Origin of the sequence: Synechococcus sp. CS-1332 (assembly GCF_025127995.1) — a bacterium.
Lineage (GTDB): Bacteria > Cyanobacteriota > Cyanobacteriia > PCC-6307 > Cyanobiaceae > Cyanobium.
Genome location: NZ_JAHLYP010000030.1, coordinates 1 through 18,496, shown reverse-complemented (window position 1 = coordinate 18,496; position 18,496 = coordinate 1). Strand labels below are relative to the sequence as shown.

The 18,496-nt window shown below is 68.9% G+C and carries 22 protein-coding genes and 1 tRNA gene; 15 read left to right on the top strand and 8 right to left on the bottom strand.

Annotated elements, in window-relative coordinates:
* On the bottom strand, nt 1-130 hold a 130-nt coding region (locus KQ305_RS06340; protein ID WP_259724578.1), incomplete at its 3' end, for an NAD(P)-binding domain-containing protein.
* Between the two features lie 11 nt (nt 131-141).
* Complete coding sequence (ychF, locus tag KQ305_RS06335; RefSeq protein WP_259724575.1) at nt 142-1,233, bottom strand: redox-regulated ATPase YchF; 1,092 nt, start codon at nt 1,231-1,233, stop codon at nt 142-144.
* A gap of 218 nt (nt 1,234-1,451) precedes the next feature.
* Here ychF and KQ305_RS06330 point away from each other — a divergent pair, with 218 nt between their 5' ends.
* Entirely contained in the window at nt 1,452-2,510 is a 1,059-nt protein-coding gene (locus KQ305_RS06330) for an efflux RND transporter periplasmic adaptor subunit (RefSeq protein WP_259724574.1), read from the top strand.
* Here the strand turns inward: KQ305_RS06330 and wecB are convergent.
* A complete protein-coding gene (gene wecB, locus KQ305_RS06325; RefSeq protein WP_259724573.1) occupies nt 2,507-3,628 on the bottom strand; it encodes a non-hydrolyzing UDP-N-acetylglucosamine 2-epimerase in 1,122 nt (373 codons plus the stop codon). The two genes, KQ305_RS06330 and wecB, sit on opposite strands and share 4 nt — an antisense overlap.
* Before the next feature lie 214 nt (nt 3,629-3,842).
* On the opposite strand from wecB, the gene KQ305_RS06320 reads away from it, so the two are divergent.
* The gene (locus tag KQ305_RS06320; protein WP_259724577.1) at nt 3,843-4,952 is read left to right on the top strand and encodes a type IV pilus twitching motility protein PilT; all 1,110 of its coding nucleotides are present in this window, start codon (nt 3,843-3,845) and stop codon (nt 4,950-4,952) included.
* Between the two features lie 4 nt (nt 4,953-4,956).
* On the opposite strand, the gene KQ305_RS06315 is transcribed toward KQ305_RS06320, so the two are convergent.
* Together KQ305_RS06315 and tsaD are read right to left on the bottom strand one after the other, a co-directional pair.
* On the bottom strand, nt 4,957-5,154 hold the full coding sequence (locus KQ305_RS06315) for a high light inducible protein (protein WP_259724572.1): 198 nt from the start codon (nt 5,152-5,154) through the stop codon (nt 4,957-4,959).
* A gap of 39 nt (nt 5,155-5,193) precedes the next feature.
* Nucleotides 5,194-6,249 (bottom strand): tRNA (adenosine(37)-N6)-threonylcarbamoyltransferase complex transferase subunit TsaD, encoded by a 1,056-nt coding sequence (tsaD, locus tag KQ305_RS06310; protein WP_259724571.1) that lies wholly within the window; start codon nt 6,247-6,249, stop codon nt 5,194-5,196.
* Between the two features lie 73 nt (nt 6,250-6,322).
* Between tsaD and KQ305_RS06305 the strand changes: the two genes are divergently transcribed.
* Both KQ305_RS06305 and psaJ read left to right on the top strand, forming a co-directional pair.
* Nucleotides 6,323-6,832, top strand: coding sequence for a Photosystem I reaction center subunit III (locus KQ305_RS06305; protein WP_259724570.1), 510 nt, complete (start codon nt 6,323-6,325; stop codon nt 6,830-6,832).
* A gap of 12 nt (nt 6,833-6,844) precedes the next feature.
* A complete protein-coding gene (psaJ, locus tag KQ305_RS06300) occupies nt 6,845-6,961 on the top strand; it encodes a photosystem I reaction center subunit IX (RefSeq protein WP_015110760.1) in 117 nt (38 codons plus the stop codon).
* Nucleotides 6,962-7,083: 122 nt separating this feature from the next.
* On the opposite strand, the gene gmk is transcribed toward psaJ, so the two are convergent.
* Nucleotides 7,084-7,659 carry a guanylate kinase gene (gene gmk, locus KQ305_RS06295; protein WP_259724569.1) on the bottom strand — a complete coding sequence of 192 codons (576 nt, stop codon included), beginning with the start codon at nt 7,657-7,659 and terminating at the stop codon, nt 7,084-7,086.
* A 61-nt stretch (nt 7,660-7,720) separates the two neighbouring features.
* On the opposite strand from gmk, the gene KQ305_RS06290 reads away from it, so the two are divergent.
* Both KQ305_RS06290 and tatC read left to right on the top strand, forming a co-directional pair.
* The gene (locus KQ305_RS06290) at nt 7,721-9,424 is read left to right on the top strand and encodes an NFACT family protein (protein ID WP_259724568.1); all 1,704 of its coding nucleotides are present in this window, start codon (nt 7,721-7,723) and stop codon (nt 9,422-9,424) included.
* Nucleotides 9,421-10,179, top strand: coding sequence for a twin-arginine translocase subunit TatC (gene tatC / locus KQ305_RS06285; protein WP_259724567.1), 759 nt, complete (start codon nt 9,421-9,423; stop codon nt 10,177-10,179). The genes KQ305_RS06290 and tatC overlap by 4 nt, the downstream gene beginning before the upstream one ends.
* A gap of 9 nt (nt 10,180-10,188) precedes the next feature.
* Here the strand turns inward: tatC and KQ305_RS06280 are convergent, their stop codons facing one another.
* Nucleotides 10,189-10,518: a DUF3067 family protein gene (locus KQ305_RS06280; RefSeq protein WP_259724566.1), complete on the bottom strand. Its 330-nt coding sequence runs from the start codon at nt 10,516-10,518 to the stop codon at nt 10,189-10,191.
* Nucleotides 10,519-10,644: 126 nt separating this feature from the next.
* Between KQ305_RS06280 and petC the strand changes: the two genes are divergently transcribed.
* The 8 genes from petC to KQ305_RS06240 all read left to right on the top strand — a co-directional run bounded on the left by petC (nt 10,645) and on the right by KQ305_RS06240 (nt 16,247).
* On the top strand, nt 10,645-11,205 hold the full coding sequence (gene petC, locus KQ305_RS06275) for a cytochrome b6-f complex iron-sulfur subunit (RefSeq protein ID WP_259724565.1): 561 nt from the start codon (nt 10,645-10,647) through the stop codon (nt 11,203-11,205).
* A 59-nt stretch (nt 11,206-11,264) separates the two neighbouring features.
* Complete coding sequence (petA, locus tag KQ305_RS06270; RefSeq protein WP_259724564.1) at nt 11,265-12,206, top strand: cytochrome f; 942 nt, start codon at nt 11,265-11,267, stop codon at nt 12,204-12,206.
* A complete protein-coding gene (lgt, locus tag KQ305_RS06265; RefSeq protein WP_399230798.1) occupies nt 12,203-13,063 on the top strand; it encodes a prolipoprotein diacylglyceryl transferase in 861 nt (286 codons plus the stop codon). Before petA ends, lgt begins: the two co-directional genes overlap by 4 nt.
* Nucleotides 13,060-13,824, top strand: coding sequence for a precorrin-4 C(11)-methyltransferase (gene cobM, locus KQ305_RS06260; protein WP_259724563.1), 765 nt, complete (start codon nt 13,060-13,062; stop codon nt 13,822-13,824). The genes lgt and cobM overlap by 4 nt, the downstream gene beginning before the upstream one ends.
* Complete coding sequence (locus KQ305_RS06255; protein WP_259724562.1) at nt 13,821-14,402, top strand: alpha-ketoglutarate-dependent dioxygenase AlkB; 582 nt, start codon at nt 13,821-13,823, stop codon at nt 14,400-14,402. The genes cobM and KQ305_RS06255 overlap by 4 nt, the downstream gene beginning before the upstream one ends.
* 108 nt (nt 14,403-14,510) lie before the next feature.
* A complete protein-coding gene (locus KQ305_RS06250; RefSeq protein ID WP_259724561.1) occupies nt 14,511-15,167 on the top strand; it encodes a hypothetical protein in 657 nt (218 codons plus the stop codon).
* Between the two features lie 118 nt (nt 15,168-15,285).
* Nucleotides 15,286-15,357: transfer RNA gene (locus KQ305_RS06245), tRNA-Val, on the top strand.
* Between the two features lie 110 nt (nt 15,358-15,467).
* Nucleotides 15,468-16,247, top strand: a complete 780-nt coding sequence (locus KQ305_RS06240; protein ID WP_259724560.1) for a RodZ domain-containing protein — start codon at nt 15,468-15,470, stop codon at nt 16,245-16,247.
* Here the strand turns inward: KQ305_RS06240 and KQ305_RS06235 are convergent.
* Nucleotides 16,222-17,856: a Ppx/GppA phosphatase family protein gene (locus KQ305_RS06235; RefSeq protein WP_259724559.1), complete on the bottom strand. Its 1,635-nt coding sequence runs from the start codon at nt 17,854-17,856 to the stop codon at nt 16,222-16,224. The two genes, KQ305_RS06240 and KQ305_RS06235, sit on opposite strands and share 26 nt — an antisense overlap.
* A gap of 129 nt (nt 17,857-17,985) precedes the next feature.
* On the opposite strand from KQ305_RS06235, the gene KQ305_RS06230 reads away from it, so the two are divergent.
* A partial coding sequence (locus KQ305_RS06230; protein ID WP_259724558.1) for a 4-hydroxybenzoate polyprenyltransferase occupies nt 17,986-18,496 on the top strand: 511 nt, incomplete at its 3' end.

Sequence of the window (18,496 nt, the reverse complement as noted above, 5' to 3'; positions counted from 1 at the left end):
CGGCGGCCAGGGGCCCTTCCCGCTCCCGATGGCGGTTGTGGACCGTGAGTGGAAAGCCCTTGGCCAGCAGGTTGGCCGCCACCGGAGCCCCCAGCGCCCCCAGGCCGATGAAACCGACGGGTGTGGCCACGGGCGATCCGCTCAGACGTTGAACAGGAACTCCATCACATCCCCCTCTGCCACCACGTATTCCTTGCCCTCGCTGCGCAGCCAGCCCCGGTTGCGGGCTTCGGCCAGGGTGCCAGCCTCCAGCAGCTGGCCGTAGGCGACGGTCTGGGCCCGGATGAAGCCCCGCTCGAAGTCGGTGTGTATCACACCGGCAGCCTGGGGGGCGGTCATGCCGGCGGTGATCGTCCAGGCGCGGGTTTCCTTCTCGCCGGTGGTGAAGTAGGTGCGCAGACCCAGCAGGCGGTAGGTGGCACGAATCAGGCTCTGCAGGCCGCCTTCGTTCACCCCCAGCCCGGCCAGGTAGTCGGCGCGCTCCTCGGCGGCCAGCTCGACCAGTTCGGCCTCCACCTGGGCGGAGATGCGCACGGCTTCGGCCCCCTCCCGGACGGCCAGCGCCTCCACGGCGCCCACCCAGGCGTTGCCCCCGGCGAGGTCGTCCTCGCTCACATTGGTGGCGTAGATGATCGGCTTGGCGGTGAGCAGGCCGAGGTTGCGCACCAGGTCCTGCTCCTCCTCGCTCAGGGACACCCGGCGGGCGGCGCCACCCTGCTCCAGTTCCGCCTGCAGCCTGGCCAGGGCGGCGTCTTCGGCGGCGGCCTCCTTGCTGGTGCGCATCTGTTTCTTGAGCCGGTCGCGGCGCTTCTCGATCTGGGCCAGATCCGCCAACCCCAGCTCCAGGTTGATGATCTCGGCATCCCGCTCCGGATCAACACTGCCCGAGACGTGAATCACATCGTCGTCATCGAAGCAACGCACCACGTGGACGATCGCGTCCACCTCGCGGATGTTGGCCAGGAACTTGTTGCCCAGCCCCTCCCCCTGGCTCGCCCCCTGCACCAGGCCGGCGATGTCCACGAATTCGACGCGCGTCGGCACGATCTCCTTCGAACTGGAGAGGTCGGAAAGCTTCTGCAGGCGCTCATCGGGCACCGCCACCACTCCCACGTTGGGTTCGATGGTGCAGAAGGGGAAGTTGGCCGCCTGGGCCTGGGCGTTGGCCACCAGGGCGTTGAAAAGGGTCGACTTGCCCACATTGGGCAGCCCGACGATTCCGGCTTTGAGCATGGGCGAAATCTAGGGGTCACCGTGCCAGGGCCCATTCGGTCTCCCGCCGTCCACAACAGCGGCCCAGGCGAGCGAAACTGTCATCAGCGAAACGCTGGCCCATTCCCGCCCTCACCCCCCTGCCGCCGGCTCCCACTCCGACCCGGAGCCCGGCGCCGCCGGCCGCCCCGGTAGCGGCGAAGCGTCGTTCCCGTCGTCGCCTCTGGATCGGCCTGGCGGTGGGGCTGGCCCTGCTGGCCTCCGCCGGGATCTGGCAGCGGCAACGGATGCAGGCCGGCCGCGACCTCGCCCCCTTCACTGTGGTGGCCCGCGAAGGATCCCTGCCCGGGGTGATCACCGCCAGCGGTGAACTGGATGCCGTCCAGCGGGTGAACGTCAGCCCCAAGCGGCAGGGCATCCTGCTGCAGCTGCTGGTCGACGAAGGCGACACGGTGCGCAAGGGCCAGCCCCTGGCCCTGATGGATGACGGCGACCTGCGCGACCGATTGACCGAACTGCAGGCCAACGTGCTTTCGGCGCAGGCGGAACAACGCCGCAGCGACAGCGAGCTGCGCCGTAACCAACCCCTGTTCCGCCAGGGGGCGATCAGCCTCAATGACATGAACCGCTTCCGGGCCGACGCGGAAGTGCGGCGGCTGGCCACCTCTGCGGCCCAGCAACGGCTCAAACAACGGCAGGTGGAGAAAAGCGAGCTGACCGTGCGGGCCCCCTTCGACGGGGTGATCAGCCAGCGCTACGCGGAGCCCGGCGCCTTCGTCACCCCCACCACCACCGCGTCGGCCACGGCCGGCGCCACCAGCTCCTCGATCGTCGAGCTCTCCGAGGGCCTGGAGGTGGTGGCCAAGGTGCCCGAGAGCGACATTGGCCGGCTGACGGTGGGCCTGCCCGCCAGCGTGCGCGTCGATGCCTTCCCGGACCGTCGCTTCCAGGCCCGGGTGCGTCAGATCGCCCCACGCGCCGTCAAGACCAACAACGTCACGTCCTTCGAGGTGAAGCTCCAGCTCGTCGATCCAGCGCCGGAACTGCGCATCGGCATGACCGCCGACATCGATTTCCAGACCGGCACCCTCCAGGCCCGAACGGTGGTGCCCACCGTGGCGATCGTCACCGAGGACGGCCGCCCCGGGGTGCTGCTGGTGGGCAAGGGTCAGGAACCCACCTTCCAGCCGGTGGAGCTAGGGGCCAGCAGTGGCAAGGACACCCAGATCCTCACGGGCCTGGAGAGCGGCACCCGGGTGTTCATCGATCTGCCCCCCTGGGCCAAGAAGCGTCCCTAGGCGGCGCTGACGCCCAGGTAGCGCCGTGCCGCCTCCACGATCCGGCCGCTGGCCTCGCCATCACCGAAGGGGTTGTGGGCGTGGGCCATGGCCTGGTAGGCCTCCTGGTCGTCCAGGAGCCGGCTGCCTTCGTCCAGGATCGCCCCGCTGTCGGTGCCGATCAGCTTCGCCGTGCCGGCCGCCACCGCCTCAGGCCGTTCGGTGGTGCGGCGCAGCACCAGCACGGGCTTGCCCAGGGCAGGCGCTTCTTCCTGCAGACCGCCGGAATCGGTGAGCAGCAGGGTGCAGCCGCGCATGGCCGCCACCAGCCGGTCGTAATCGAGGGGTTCGGTAAGGAAGGCGCGGGGATGGGAGCCGAGCAGGGCCTGCAGGGGCTCACGCACCGTGGGATTGCGGTGCAGCGGCAGCAGCAGAGCCGTGTCGGGGAAGCGCTCCAGCAGCGCCAGGAAGCCCTTGCCGATGTCGAGCAGCCGCTCCCCCCAGTTCTCGCGTCGATGCACCGTGGCCAGCAGCACGCGCTGGTTCTGCCAGTCGAGCCCGGGCAGGTCCCAGTCGGGAGCGGTACGGGCCATCAACAGCAGGGCATCGATCACCGTGTTGCCGGTGGTGAGGATCTCGCCCACCACCCCCGAGGCCTCCAGATTCGCCGCCGACTGGGCGGTGGGGGCGAAATGAAGGCGGGCCAGCTGGGAAATCAGGCGCCGGTTGGCCTCCTCAGGGAAGGGATCGAGCAGGTCGTTGGTGCGCAGGCCGGCCTCCACATGGCCGACGGGAATCTGCTCATAGAAGGCGGCCAGGGCACTGGCGAAGGCGGTGGTGGTGTCGCCCTGAACCAGAACGAGATCGGGGCGGTGCGCCTCGAACTCTTCCTTCAGCCCCTGAAGCGCCGCACAGGTGACGTGGGTGAGCGTCTGTTTCGGTGCCATCAGGGCCAGGTCGTGGTCGGCGCTCAGGTCGAACAGCCGCATCACCTGCGTGACCATCTCGCGGTGCTGCCCCGTGAGCACCACCCGGGTGCGGAACTCCTGGGCCCGCTGAAAAGCCAGGATCACCGGCGCCAGCTTGATGGCCTCCGGGCGCGTGCCCAGAACGATGCTGACCAGGGGCTGTGGGGACACGGGCCTAAGCGGGTGAAGGGATCCTAGGGAGCCTCCGATCGACCCTCCCCAACGGCAAAGGCCGCAGCGCCACGCTGATGTTCACAGAGGCGAATCCGCACCTAGAGTTGCGGCTTAGAACCGAGCCCTTCAACTGGATCGCCCGTCCGTTTTGCAGAGTTCTTCCATGCCACAGGCGCCACCTCCACCCCCTCCCGTGGCCGTCAATCAGGCGATGGCGGCCCGATCGGGTCAGGCTCCGCCGATGTCCGCCGAGGGGGGATCCCCGCCAACGCTGGAGCAAATCGTTCGGGTGGCCTTCGAACGCAATTTCTCTGATGTTCACCTCGGCGTTGGTGAACGACCCAGATTCCGCTATCGCGGCGACATGATTCTGGCTGGTTTGGATGTAACCGATCCCGGCACATTCCGTGACTGGCTGCGGGAGATCATGGAACCTGCCCAGATTGACCGTTTCGTCCAGCAGAAGGAACACGACGGATCCTTCGCTTTCAGCTTCGTGCGGGTCAGGATCAACCTGCTCGAATCGCTGCAGGGTCCGGCGATGGTGCTTCGGTTGATTCCGCAGAATGTGCCCAGCATCGACGAGCTCAACCTGCCCCAGGTGCTCAAGGATCTGGCCCAGCGGCCCAAGGGAATGCTGCTGGTCACCGGACCCACCGGTTCAGGCAAGAGCACGACCCTGGCCGCGATGATCGACCACATCAACCGCACGATGAAGCGCCATATCCTCACCATCGAGGATCCCGTGGAGTTCGTGCATCAGAGCCGCGAGTCCCTGATCCGCCAGAGAGAACTGGGCACCCACACCAAGTACTTCAAAACGGCCCTGCGGGCCGCGCTGCGGGAGGATCCCGATGTCATCCTGGTGGGGGAGATCCGGGACCAGGACACCCTCACCACCGCCATCGAAGCGTCCCAGACCGGTCACCTGCTGTTGGGAACTCTGCACACCAATTCGGCTGTGCGCTCCGTCGAGAGGATGCTGGGGATGTACCCGCCCGATGAACAGGACATCGTCCGGCGGGCCGTGGCCGATTCCCTGCTTGGGGTGATCTCCCAGGGACTGATCAAAACGGTGGATGGCAAACGAGCCTCCTACCACGACGTCTTCATCAACACCGACGCTTGCAAGGACTACATCTTGAGAGCCAATCTTGATGAAATCGAAGCGATCATGGCCCGCAGCGGATTTGACGGCATGATCACTGCCAACCAATACCTGGCCAATCTGGTTTCAGCCGGAAAAGTGAATCCAGAGGAAGCTCTTGCCGCCAGCCTCAGGCCCGGCGAACTGGCCCAGACCCTGCGGGGACGGACCTGAGTCTTCAGCCTCCGGCGAGGCGCACCAGCAGCAGAACGCCAAGTCCGACGGAAAGTCCGAGCATGGCCAGACGGCCATTCCAGATCTCCGCCTGGGGTGTGAAGCCGCGACGCCAGGCGTTGAGCTCTTGCTGGGACACGGGTTCCGTGTCGCTGAGGGAGGTATCAACCTGCTCAATGGGCAGGGGATTCGCAGGGGCCATAGGGCCAGTCCATCGACCGATTCGTCCACATTAAGGGCATCAAAAGGGAGGATGTGGCGCATAGAGGGTGCCGGCCTGCTCCAGGGGGAGCCGGGCCGCCACCCCCAGGGCGATCGGGCTGCGCCCGCCTGCATCGAAGCGCTCGATGGCCGCCAGGCCCACCATGGCGGCGTTATCGGTGCAATAAGCGAGCGGCGCAACGCGCCAGCAGAGGCCGCGGGCAGCGGTGGCCTCCGCCATCAGGCGGCGCAGGCGCCGGTTGGCGGCCACACCCCCCACCAGCACCACGGTCTTGAGCCCCGCCTCGATGGCGCAGCGGCAGCTGCGCTCCACCAGCACCTCGGCCACCACCTGCTCGAAACTCGCCGCCAGGTCGGCCACCGGCAGGGTGCCGCCGTCGCGGCTGAGGGTCTGCACCTGGCGGAGCACGGCTGTCTTGAGGCCGCTGAAACTGAAGTCGTAGGGGTGGTAGCCCCCCTGGGGGAGGGAGACACGCCCCTTGGGAAAGCGGAAGCGGCCTGAATCCCCTTCCAGCGCCGCCGTCTCGATGGCCGGCCCGCCCGGATAGCCGAGCCCGAGCAGTCGGGCCACCTTGTCAAAGCATTCCCCGGCGGCATCGTCGCGGCTGCGGCCCAGGCGCACGTAGCTCCCGGGGGCATCAACCCGGACCAGCTCGGTGTGGCCGCCGCTCACCAGCAGCACCAGGTAGGGCCCCTCCGGCAGGGGATCACCCAGATGCACGGAGCAGAGATGGCCCTCCAGGTGGTGCACGCCCAGGAACGGCTTGCCATGCAGCCGCGCCAGGGTTCGCGCGGTCACCGAGCCCACCAGCAGGGCCCCGGCCAGACCGGGGGCGACCGTGGCGGCGATGGCATCCAGGTCGGCCATGGCCAGACCGCTCTGCGCCAGCACCTGGGCGATCAGGGCCGGCAACGCCTCCACATGGCGACGGGAGGCAATCTCCGGCACCACCCCGCCCCAGCGGGCGTGCTCCTCCATCTGGGAGGCGACGGCCCCCGCCAGCACCCGCCGTCCCGACACGATCGCCGCCGCCGACTCGTCACAACTTGTTTCGAGGGCCAGAACCGTGCTCATGCTCCCCGGAGAGCTCCCCTACTGTCCGCACGAGCCATCCTGCCCCGCGGCAGTTCCACCGCGGCCCCTCTCCATGCGCCGTCTTCTTTCCAGCCGTACCTTCGCCAGCAGGGTTTTCGCCCTGCTCGCGTCGGCATTCCTGCTTTTCGGCTTCGCCCCTTCGGCCCAGGCCGACATCGGCGGACTCACACCCTGCAGCGAGACTCCCCGGTTCCAGCAGCGCGCCGCCGGAGCCAAGACCGATCAAGCCAAAGCCCGCTTCGCGTACTACGGCCAGTCCCTCTGCGGCACCGATGGCCTGCCCCATCTGATCACTGACGGCCGCTGGAGCCACGCCGGTGATTTCACGATCCCGGGCCTCCTCTTTCTGTACATCGCTGGCACGATCGGCTGGGCTGGCCGTGGCTACCTGATCGCCATCCGCGGCAGCAAGGACGCCACCATGCGTGAAATTCAGATCGATCTGCCCCTGGCGTTCAAAACCACACTGGCCGCGGCGGTTTGGCCCCTGGCGGCCCTCAAGGAATTCACCAGCGGAGCCATGGTCGAATCCGACGACAAAGTGACTGTCTCCCCCCGCTGACTTCCAAGAACCATGAAGAAATTCCTCACCACCGCTCCCGTTGTCGCCGCCGTCTGGTTCACGCTGACCGCAGGCATCACGATCGAGGTCTTCCGCTTCTTCCCGGATCTGATCATCCATCCCCTCTGAAGCCTGTAACAAGCACCATTGACCTCGCCCAGCGGCCCTTGTACGGGCCGCTTTTATTTGGCCAGTCGTCGCTCCTTGTCGCCAGCCCTTGCGGGTTTCACCTGTCAGCCATGACAGGGTTGTCAGACGGCGTCACGAAACCCCAGCAGCAGCTCCAGTTCGGCCACCGCCGCCTCCAGGTCGCCGTTCACCAGGACCGCATCGAACTCGGCCTCGGCCTCCAGTTCCACCCGGGCCCGGGCCAGACGCTTCTGGATCGCCTCCTCGCCATCGGTGCCCCGGCCCCGGATGCGGCGCTCCAGTTCCTCAAAGCTGGGTGGCTTGATCAGCAGCTGGAAGGCCGCCGGGAAGGTGTGCCGCACCTGGCGGGCCCCCTCCAGCTCGATCTCCAGCAGCACTGGCTGGCCCTGGTCGAGGTGCTCCTCCACCGGCCCCCGGGGGGTGCCGTAGAGGTTCCCCGCGAAGGCGGCCCACTCCAGGAAACCCTCCGTGGAGATCCGTTGCTCGAAGTCGGGCCGGGTCAGGAAAAAATAGTGCTGACCATCGATCTCCCCGGCGCGGGGCGTTCGGGTGGTAGCCGACACCGACAACCACAGCCCCGGATGGCGCTGCAGCAGCCGGGCCACCAGGGTCCCCTTGCCCACCCCGCTGGGGCCGGTGATCACCGTGAGCCGACCGGGGGAGGGGGGGGATGGCATGGATCGCTGGCGCTGGGGCGCACAGTAGGGGTGGACCGCATCGGAAGCGCTAGTGGAGGCGATGGCCCCATCCCCGCCCATCCAGGCCATGGATGTGACCAGCCTGCGCGCCGTGCTGGCCGAGTTGCGCAGCGGCCTGCTGCCCAGTCGCTTCGAGAAGGCCCAGCAGCCCGATGCCCATCGGTTGCAGCTGGGCCTGCGCAGCCTGCAGGGAACCCACTGGCTGGAACTCAGCTGGCTGGCGGAGGCGCCACGCCTGCTGGCCATCGACCCGCCGCTGCGGCTGGGGGATGGCAGCACCCTGGCCCAGCAGCTGCAACACGGCCTGCGCGGTCTGGCCCTGGTGAGCCTGGAGCAGCAGGGCTGGGAACGGGTGGTGGCCCTGGGCTTCGCCCCCAGGCCCGGTGAGCCGATCGCGAGGCAGCTGGTGCTGGAGGTGATGGGACGCCACAGCAACCTGTTCCTGCTGGACGAGGACGGGCGGGTGATCACCCTGGCCCGCCAGGTCCGCCAGGACCGATCACGCCTGCGGCCGATCGGCACCGGGGATGCCTACGCGCCGCCGCCGCCCATGGCGGGCGAACCACCCCGGCTCCAGGAGGACTTCGCCTCCTGGCAGCGACGCCTCGGCCTGTTGCCCCAGACGGTCGGCCAGGCGCTGATGGGCGCTTATCAGGGGGTCGGCCCGGCCCTGGCCCGCCAGTTGGCGGACGCCTGGCTGCCCCTGCCGGTGCAAACCCTGCAGGCAGAGCAATGGCAGAAGCTCTGGCGGCGCTGGCGCCTCTGGCTGGAAACGGTGGAGCAGGAGCGGTTCGCCCTGGGCTGGGGCGGCCCCAGCGACTACCGCTGCTGGGACCCCGAGACACCGGCCGCCGCGCCCACCCCCTGGGCGATCAACCGGGGACTGGCGGCCTACTACGCCGATCGCCTCGGGCGTCGGGGACTGGAGCAGCGGCGGGCGAGCTTGCGGCAGCGACTCCAGAACGCCTCGGTGCGGGAGCGCCGCAACGCCGACCAGCAGCAGAGCCTGCTGGCGGCGGTGCCCGGCAGCGAAGCCATGCAGCGCCGGGCCGACGGCCTGCTGAGCCAGCCGACGCCCTCCCGGGACGCGATCGACGAAGCCCAGCGCCTCTACCGCCAGGCCCGCAAGCTGCGCCGCTCCGTGGACGCGATCACTCCCAGGCTGGAGCTGCATCAGCAGCGGCTGGCCGCCATCGAAACCAGCCTCACCTTCCTGGAACAGGCGGAGAACGAGGACCAGCTCACCGCCGTGGAGGAGGACCTGCCGGCCCTGCTCCCCTGCCGGGACGGCCAGGGGTCCGGGCCCTCCCGGCGCACACGGCGCGGACCGGCCGGTGGCGCTCCATGCCCCCTGGAGCTGCGCAGCAGCGGTGGCCTGCGGCTGCAGGTGGGCCGCAACCATCGTCAGAACGAGTGGATCAGCCTTCAGCAAGCCCGGCGCGGCGATCTCTGGTTCCATGCCCAGGAGTGCCCGGGCAGCCACGTGGTGCTCAAGGGCTCGGAGGGCACCCCCAGCGACGAGGACCTGCGGGAGGCGGCCGACCTGGCGGCCCACTTCAGCCGGGGCAGGGCCAACGGCCGGGTGCCGGTGGTGATGGTGCCGACCGGAGATCTGCAGCGCATCGCCGGCGCTGGCCCCGGCACGGTGCGCCACCGCGGCGGCGAGGTGCTTTGGGCGGTCCCCGAGCGGGCCGCTGGCCTCCTGGTGGAGCCCCCTAGGCTGCCGGGAACAGAACGACCATGAGCGAGTTCATCCCCGAGGACAATTTCCCCGGCGAGGTGCAGATGAGCCTGGTGGAGCACCTTGAGGAACTCCGCCGGCGCGTCCTGCGCAGCCTGTTGGCGGTGGTGGTCGGTGCCGCCGTCTGCCTGGTGGGGGTGCGGCCGCTGGTGAAGCTGCTGGAGGTGCCGGCCGAAGGCATCCGCTTTCTGCAGCTGGCCCCGGGTGAATTCCTGTTTGTCTCCTTGAAGGTCGCCGGCTACGCGGGGCTCACCCTGGCCCTGCCCTACGTCCTGTTCGAGACCCTGGCCTTCGTGCTGCCGGGGCTCAGCCGGCGCGAGCGGCGCCTGGTGGCCCCCGCCGTCGCCGGCTCCACGGTGCTCTTTGCCGCCGGTCTGGCCTTCGCCTGGTGGGCCCTGGTGCCGGCCGCCCTGCGCTTCCTGGTGTCCTACGGCGCCGACGTGGTGGAGCCGATCTGGTCGATCGAGCGCTACCTCGACTTTGTGCTGCTGCTGATGGTGGCCACGGCCCTGGCGTTCCAGCTGCCAGTGCTGCAACTGCTGCTGGGCGCCCTGGGGCTGATCGACTGGCGCACGATGCTGGGCGCCTGGCGCTGGGTGGTGCTGGCGGCGGCCCTGGCCGGTGCCGTGCTGACGCCCTCCACCGATCCGATCACGATGCTGCTGCTCACCGGGGCGATCACGGCCCTTTACCTGCTGGGGGTGGCGCTGGTGGCCCTGGCCGAGGGGCTGCGGCCCAGCCCGTCGCCCTCCACCTGAGGGGCGGGCTCAGAGCATGAATTCGCTGGCGCGGCCCTCGGGGAGCTCCAGGGGTAGGGAGAGTGCTTTGCCCAGCCTGGGCTTGTCGGTGGTGGTCTGGAGCCAGTGGCGCACCTGGGCGGCCACGCCGAGGCCATTGAGGGAGCCCACCAGCTCCTCAAGGTGTTCTTCGTAGGCCTCGGGAGTCAGCGGGAAGGACTGCTGCTCCAAGTAGCCCCACATCACATGCAGGTATAAACGGCCGCGACGCTGGACCAGCTGCAGGTCATAGGTGGCCTGCCAGCGTGTCCGCAGCAACGCCAGCAGTTCCTCCCTTTGCAGCGGCTCAGCTGAGGTCATGGCGGCAGGCGCACTCCACAACAGCATGTTGCAGCCGGCCTCCGGCGGGTGCGACTCGGACCCGGCCCGGGAAGGGCAAGGTTCATAATGGGCGCCACGTCAATCGGTCACACCGCGCCGTTCCCTATGACCCAGATTCCTGCGGCCTCCTCGAACGGCGGTGGAGCGGCTGATGTGCCCGGGATGGGTCGCCGGCAGTTCATGAACCTGCTGACCTTCGGCTCCGTCACGGGGGTGGCCCTGGGTGCCCTCTACCCGGTGGTGAACTATTTCATCCCGCCGAAGGCCGCCGGGAGCGGTGGCGGTGTCACCGCCAAGGACGAGCTGGGCAACAGCGTCACGGCCACCGGCTGGCTGGCCACCCACAAGGAAGGCGACCGCAGCCTGGTGCAGGGTCTCAAGGGTGACCCGACCTACCTGCTGGTGGAGGGTGGCGAGGCCATCGGCGACTACGGCATCAACGCCATCTGCACCCACCTCGGCTGCGTGGTGCCCTGGAACAGCGGCGCCAACCGGTTCATCTGCCCCTGCCACGGCAGCCAGTACGACGCCACAGGCAAGGTGGTGCGCGGCCCTGCTCCCCTCTCCCTGGCCCTGGCCCACGTCAGCGTTGAGAACGACAACGTCTTCCTCGGCCCGTGGACTGAAACCGACTTCCGCACCGGCGAGAAGGCCTGGTGGGCGTGATCGGCGCCTGAATCTTCCTCCCCCCGCTTCCCTCTCCGACGCCCGCCACCACCACCCCCATGCGCCGCTTCCTCTCCCCCCTGTTCGGCACCCTCCTGACCCTCAGCCTCTCGGCGGGCGCGCTGCTCCTGGGCGCCAGCCCCAGCTGGGCCTATCCCTTCTGGGCCCAGCAGAACTACGCCACGCCGCGTGAAGCCACCGGCAAGATCGTCTGCGCCAACTGCCATCTGGCCAAGAAGGCCACCCGGGTGGAAGTGCCCCAGGCGGTCTTCCCCGACACGGTCTTCAAGGCTGTGGTGGAAATCCCCTACGACACCTCGGTGCAGCAGGTGTCCGGCAACGGCAGCCCCGCAGGTCTGAATGTGGGTGCGGTGGTGATGCTCCCCGACGGTTTCACCCTGGCGCCCCAGGACCGCCTCAGCGACGAACTCAAGGAGGAAACCGCCGGCGTGTACTTCACCCAGTACAGCGACGACCAGCCCAACATCCTCCTGGTGGGCCCGATCCCCGGTGACCAGCACCAGGAGATCGTCTTCCCGATCCTTTCCCCCGATCCGGCCACCGACAGCGCCATCCACTTCGGCAAGTACCAGGTGCATGTGGGCGCCAACCGCGGCCGCGGCCAGGTGACCCCGGAAGGAGAGAAGACCAACAACACCGTCTATACCGCCCCTGCGGCCGGCACGGTCAGCGCCATCAGCGCCGGTGAGAACGGCGCCACCGTGGTGGAGATCACCGGTTCGGCCGGCACCGTTACCGAGACCGTTCCGGCCGGACCCAGCCTCACCGTCGCCCTCGGCGATGTGGTGGAGGCCGGCGCCCCGATCACCAACGACCCCAACGTCGGCGGCTTCGGTCAGATCGACGCCGAAGTGGTCCTCCAGAACCCTGTGCGCATCTACGGCCTCCTCGCCTTCTTCGCCGCCGTGGCCCTGGCCCAGATCATGCTGGTGCTCAAGAAGCGCCAGGTGGAGAAGGTCCAGGCGGCGGAGGGCTTCTGAGCGCCCTCCTCGGCCTCTTCACTTCTCCGGGACCCCTGATCTTCCAGCTGGGTCCGATCTCCGTTCGCTGGTACGGCCTGCTGATCGCCCTGGCGGTGCTGCTGGGCCTGCTCCTTGCCACGCGCCTCGGACGTCTCAGGGGCATTGAGCCCGCCCTGATCGCCGATCTCCTGCCCCTGATGGTGCTCGGTGCCGTTGTCGGGGCGCGGATCTACTACGTGGCGCTGGAATGGCGCCAATACACCAACAACTGGAGCGATGTCTTCGCCATCTGGCGGGGGGGGATCGCCATCCACGGAGCCCTGATCGGGGGGACCCTTGTCACGCTGTTCTTCTGCCGCTGGCGCCGCCAACCCTTCTGGCCGTTGCTTGACGTGCTCGTTCCCGCCGTGGCCCTGGGCCAGGCGATCGGCCGCTGGGGCAATTTCTTCAATTCCGAGGCCTTCGGCCTGCCCACCAACCTCCCCTGGGCCCTGACGATTCCGATGGCCAACCGGCCCTCGGAGTTTCTGGAGCAGGCTTCCTTTCACCCCACCTTTCTGTACGAATCCCTCTGGAATCTGGGGGTCTGCGGCCTGCTGCTGCTCCTCTTCCGCCTGGGCAGCCAAGGCCGGCTGCGGCTACCCGCCGGAGCCATGAGCTGCGTCTACCTGATGGCCTACAGCTCTGGCCGTTTCTGGATCGAGGGGCTGCGTCTCGATCCCCTCTGCCTGTTCTCCCAGCCGCCCTTCTGTGCCGGTGGCCTGCGCATGGCCCAGCTGATGAGCCTGCTGCTCATCGCGCTGGGGGGGGCGGGTCTGCTCTGGCTGTACCGCTTCCGACGTCCCCTCCCCGACCCCTCCGGCGTGACCGCATGACAGCCACCGTTCAGATCGTCGGAGCTGGCCCAGGAGCCCCGGACCTGCTCACCCTGAGGGCCGCCAGGGCCATCGAAGCCGCAGAGGTGCTGGTCTGGACCGACTCCCTGGTGAATCCCCAGATCGCCGCCCTGGCGCCACGGGAGTGTGAGACGGTCCGCACCAGCACCCTCACCCTCGAGGAGGTGATGGCGGTGGTGCTGGAGCGGGCCAAGCAGGGGCGGCGAGTGGTGCGGCTCCACGACGGCGACCCCTGCCTGTACGGCGCCCTGCAGGAGCAGATCTGCCGGCTGGCCGACGCCGGCCTGGCGGTGGAGGTGGTGCCGGGCCTGAGCGCCTACCAGGCCACCGCCGCCGCCCTGGGGGCCGAGCTGACCATCCCCGGCCGGGTCCAGACGATCGTGCTGAGCAGGGCGGGCGGCCGCACCGGCGTGCCGGAGCGCGAATCCCTGGCCCGGCTCGCCGCCCTGCAGGCCTCCCTGTGCCTCTACCTCAGCGCCCGCCACGTGGAGGAGGTGCAGAGCGAATTGCTGCAGCACTACCCGGCGGACACACCAGTCGCGATCGGGTATCGGGTCAGCTGGCCCGATCAATGGCTCACGGTGGTGCCCCTGGACTCCATGGCCCGGGTCAGCCGGGAGCGAAACCTGATTCGCACCACCCTCTACGTGGTGAGTCCGGCCCTGCGGGCCGCCGACGAGGCCCGATCGCTGCTCTATTCCGCCAGCCACAACCACCTGTTCCGCGGCGGAGCCGAGTGACGACAGCCACGCCCTGCCTGCGCCACTGGCGGGGCTGGCTGGACGCCGCGGAAGCCGATGGCTGGCTGGAGCGGCTGCAACAGGAGGTGCCCTGGAAGCAGGAGTCCATCACCGTGTACGGCCGCCGCCACGCCATGCCCCGTCTCACCTGCTGGATGGCGGATCAGGGTTGCGGCTACCGCTACTCCGGGCTGGAGAACGCCATCGAAGCCTGGACGCCGCTCACCAGCGCCATTCGCCAGCGCGTTGCGGTGGCTGCAGCCCATGAGTTCAATTCCCTGCTGCTGAATTTCTACCGCGACGGCCGTGATGCCATGGGCTGGCACGCCGATGACGAGGCTGAGCTCGATCCGGAGGCTCCCATCGCCTCCCTCAGCCTGGGGGCCAGCCGAACCCTGCGCTTCCGTCCCCGCCAGCGGGACACGGCCCCAACGCAGGCGGTGGAACTGGGCCACGGGGATCTGCTGTTGATGGACCCACCCACCCAGCGGCACTGGATGCACGGGCTGCCGCGGCGCCTGAAGGTGGCGTCCCCGCGGCTCAACCTGACCTTCCGGGTGGTGCGTCCGCCGGCCTGATCACGGGCATGCGGGGACCGCCACGGGGGGCGGCCGCCTCGGTCATCCGGACACCGGCAGGATGGCAACAATGGATGCAGTGTTCCTCTGAGCGGAGTTCCGGGGGCGATGGCCAGTTCCAGTGGTAGCCGGCACCGGCGCCTCCTCACGGTGCTTCTGAGCGTGACCCTGTTGGGCAACGGCTGCCAGTTCACCGCGGTGAGCGAGGCAGGCCGGGAGCGCTGCCGCAGGCTCAGTGCCGACGCCGGCCATCCGCTCGCGGCGGCCCTCAGCTACGTCCGCTGCCTGCCCGACTCGGATTCCAGCCTGGAGGCCGAGAGGGCGGCCGAAAAGGCGGCCGCGGATCGACGGGCGGCCCTGGAGGCCTGCCGCAGCCGGCAGGCGAAGATCACCCGCTTGATGGGGTCGTTGCGCAGGGCCGAACAGGAGCTGGCCGCGGCTCGCAGCAGCGCTTACAGCCCCCGTGTGGCGCCGCCCCAGCCCCTCGATGCCGGCAAGGAATCCCGCTATCGCCCGGAAGACCAACGGCTCGACCGGGACCGTTACGAGGCGGCCCTCGGCGCCTGGGAACAGCAGGTGGCCTCCCAGCAGTCCCAGTGGCGGCAGCAACGTGCCGAGCGGATCAGGGCCGCCCAGGACCGGCTTGACCAGGACGCCCAGGTCCTCAGGGAGCTCCAGCCCAATCTGTTCAACGGCCCGGCCAGCATTGAATTCGCCCCCATGGCCCTGCGACGGGTGAGCGACGGCTGCGACAGCGCCGGCTGAGGGGATTTGACAGCGAGAACGGCGACCGTGTAGGAGGGTTCAGGCCATGGGGCCTGGTCGAAATCCAGTCGCAGAAAGATTCTCTTTCAGGCGATTTCGAGACTTCGACAGCCACAATGGGCGATTAGCACAGCGGTAGCGCACTTCCTTCACACGGAAGGGGTCACTGGTTCGAATCCAGTATCGCCCATCTTATCCATTCCATTCTCCCCTCCCTGGCGGCCTGTCCAACCGGCGCTGGTCGCCACCAAGGTCGCTCGTCATACTGCTGGCAACGCTGAGCTTCAGGAGTTCCTGCCCTTGCCTGATTCTCCTGCCGCGATCATGGCCTCAGAGGACTGGACTGCACCGATCCCGGAACTCGTCCATCTGGGGGAAAGGCTCGGCAAAGCCCGCCGCGACCAGGGCCTGAGCCTGGATGCATTGGCAGAACGGTTGCGGCTTGGCACCGAACAGCTGGTCGCCCTTGAGACAGGCGACCACACCCACCTGCCGGAAGCGGTCTTCGTGGTGGCCCAGGCCAAGCGGGTGGCGAGCGCCCTGGGAATCGACGTGAGCGAGCAGATCAGCGACCTGCAGCAGAGCCGCCTGGTGCGCGTGAAGCCTCGGCCGGCCCCCGTCACCCCCCTGCAGCGACGACCCACCCCAGCTCCCGCCCCCCGGGCCAGGTCGCTCGGCTGGCGATGGGCGGCCTTGCTCCTGCTGGGGGGCGGCGGCCTTGGGATGGCCGCCCTGCAGGGGAAGGTCTTTGCCCCGCAGTCGTCGCGGCCCCCGTCGCCGGCCGCAATCACCAACCACACAGCAGCGCCAGGCCAGGCCCTGGCCTCGATGGCAGCGGGCGTGCTCGTGCTGCAAAGCAACCAGCCCAGCTGGCTTGAGGTCCGCGATGCCACCGGGGTCACCCTGTTCCGCGGCACCTTCACCGGCGAGAAGCAGTTCCCCATGGGACAGGGCCTGCGGGTTCTGGCCGGCCGACCGGACCTGGTGACGGCCTCCTCAAGCAGCCAGGCCCCCAGGACCCTGGGGCGGATCGATCAGGTGGTGTGGCGCACCTTCAGGGCGACGCCTGCCGCACCGTGAGCCTCAGGCCCGTGGCCTCCAGCACCAGATCGGCGCAGGAGCGGAGGCTCCATTCCTCGAGGCTCAGATCCTGGGGGGGCTCACCGGGCTCCGGTGTGGCTGGCTGAAGGCTGATCATGAAACCACGGGTCTGGGGGGCCCGCTCAACGTCTGCGGTGACGCTGATCGCCTCAATGCCGGGGGCGGGCCGGCGGTCGAGGGCGGCCGCCAACCGCAGCAACAGCCCCATCGTGAACACGGTGTGACGGTGCTGCCCGGCCTCGATCAGCTGCCACGACTCGTGGCGCTTCTTGGGCAGACCGCGCCGGTGGTAGCGGGCGATGGCCGCCACCATCAGGTGCTCGGATTCGGAATAACCAAGCAACTCCCCATGGCGGATCAGGTACCAGGTGTGCTTGTGATAGGCGGCGATGTTGACGTGCTTGCCACAGGCATGCAGCTGGGCCGCTGCCCACAGCAGGGCGCGGCCGTCGCCATCATCATCGTGCAGCAGGCCCCGGGTCTGGTCGTAGAGGCTGAGGGCATGGCTGGCGACCCGGTCAGCCCGGCCCGTGTCCACCCCGTAGGTCCGGGCCAGGTGCAGGACCGTGCGGCGGCGAATGGTGCTCTGGAAGCTGAAACGATCGACGAGCAGACCGTTGCGCAGCATCCAGTCGACGATCAGGCCCTCCCGCAGGGCCCGCTCACAGACCACCAGCTCCCTGACCTGAAGGATCTCCATCGTGGTCTGGAGGATCAGGGCGCCGGGCACGATGATCTCGGCCCGGCGTTCATTGATGGCGGTGAGAGCGCGGCGCTGCTCCGGGGTCATCACCACCAGCCGCTCGACGATCTCATCCAGACGGGCCCGGCCCAAGCGATAGCCGTCGAGCTTCAGGGGCGGATTGGCGTCCTGGGCGGAAGCCAGGGCGGCCATCGCCATGGCGGTGCCGCTGGTGGCCACGAGAACGGGCTTCTCCCCTGGCCGCAATTCCCGTTTCACCTCGGCGACGGCTGGATCCATTGCCCCTTGGATGTACGCCTCGAGAAAGCCGCGGCGAGCCGGCGTCAGGGGGTCCTCCCGGCAAAACTCCCTCTGCAGGCGCACCGCGCCGATGCGGGTGCTGGTGAGGGCGCGGGCATCGCGACCATCGGCGAGCACCAGCTCGGTGGAGCCGCCGCCGATGTCGAGGATGAAATAGGGCTGGTCACCGAAGGAAAGACCCGAGAGCACCCCCAGGTAAATGAGTCTGGCCTCCTCCGGCCCACTGACCAGATCCACCACCAGCCCCAGCTGGTCCTGGAGCCCCTGCAGGAACGAGCGGCCGTTCGGGGCCTCCCGCACGGCGCTGGTGGCGGCGGTGACGATCTGCTCCACCCCATGGCTGGTGGCCAGGTCGCGACAGTGGCGCAGGGTCAGGAAGGCGCGCTCGATCGCCTCGGGCGTGAGGTCGCCGGAATCCGGATCCCTTTCCCCCAGCCGGGTGGTGGATTTTTCCGCCAGCACCACGGAGAAACTGCGCAGGACCGGATCGATCGCCGCGACCAGCAGGTGGATGGAATTGGTGCCGATGTCGATGGCCGCCACCCGCCGTTCCGCGGTACCGGCGGTGTCGGGGATCGGGGGCATGGAGTCGGCCCGGGCAGCGGCGGCGCCACTTTGCCACCGGCCGCCCCATCGCCACCACGCACGGGATCGCCACCGTCAGGAGTTGGATAGGGTTCCCGGATACAACCGTTGCAAGCGGTGAACGTCCCGATGGCGCCTGGCCGTGTCCTGGCCTGGCTCGAGTTGCTGCGCTGGAACAAGCCCAGCGGCCGACTCATCCTGCTGATTCCCGCCGGCTGGGCCCTGTGGCTGGGTCCCGCCGTACCGCCTCCGGCCCAGTTGGTGGGCTGGATCGTGCTGGGGGGCCTGGCGGTGAGCGGCGCCGGCTGCGTGGCCAACGACCTCTGGGACCGGCGCATCGATCCCCTGGTGGAGCGCACCCGCCACCGCCCCCTGGCCGATGGCCGCCTCGGGGTGGGCACCGCGGCGGCGATGCTGCTCCTCTGTCTGTTGGTGGCCCTGGCGGCCCTGCTGGCCCTGCCCGCCGCCAGCCGGGTGCTGTGCGTGGGCCTCTCCTTGGGGACCTTGCCCCTGGTGCTGCTCTACCCCTCCGCCAAGCGCTGGTTCGGCTACCCCCAGTTGGTGCTCGCCCTGTGCTGGGGCTTCTCCGTGCTGATCCCCTGGGCCGCCGCCCTGGGAGGCCTGCAGGGCTCCCTGGGCG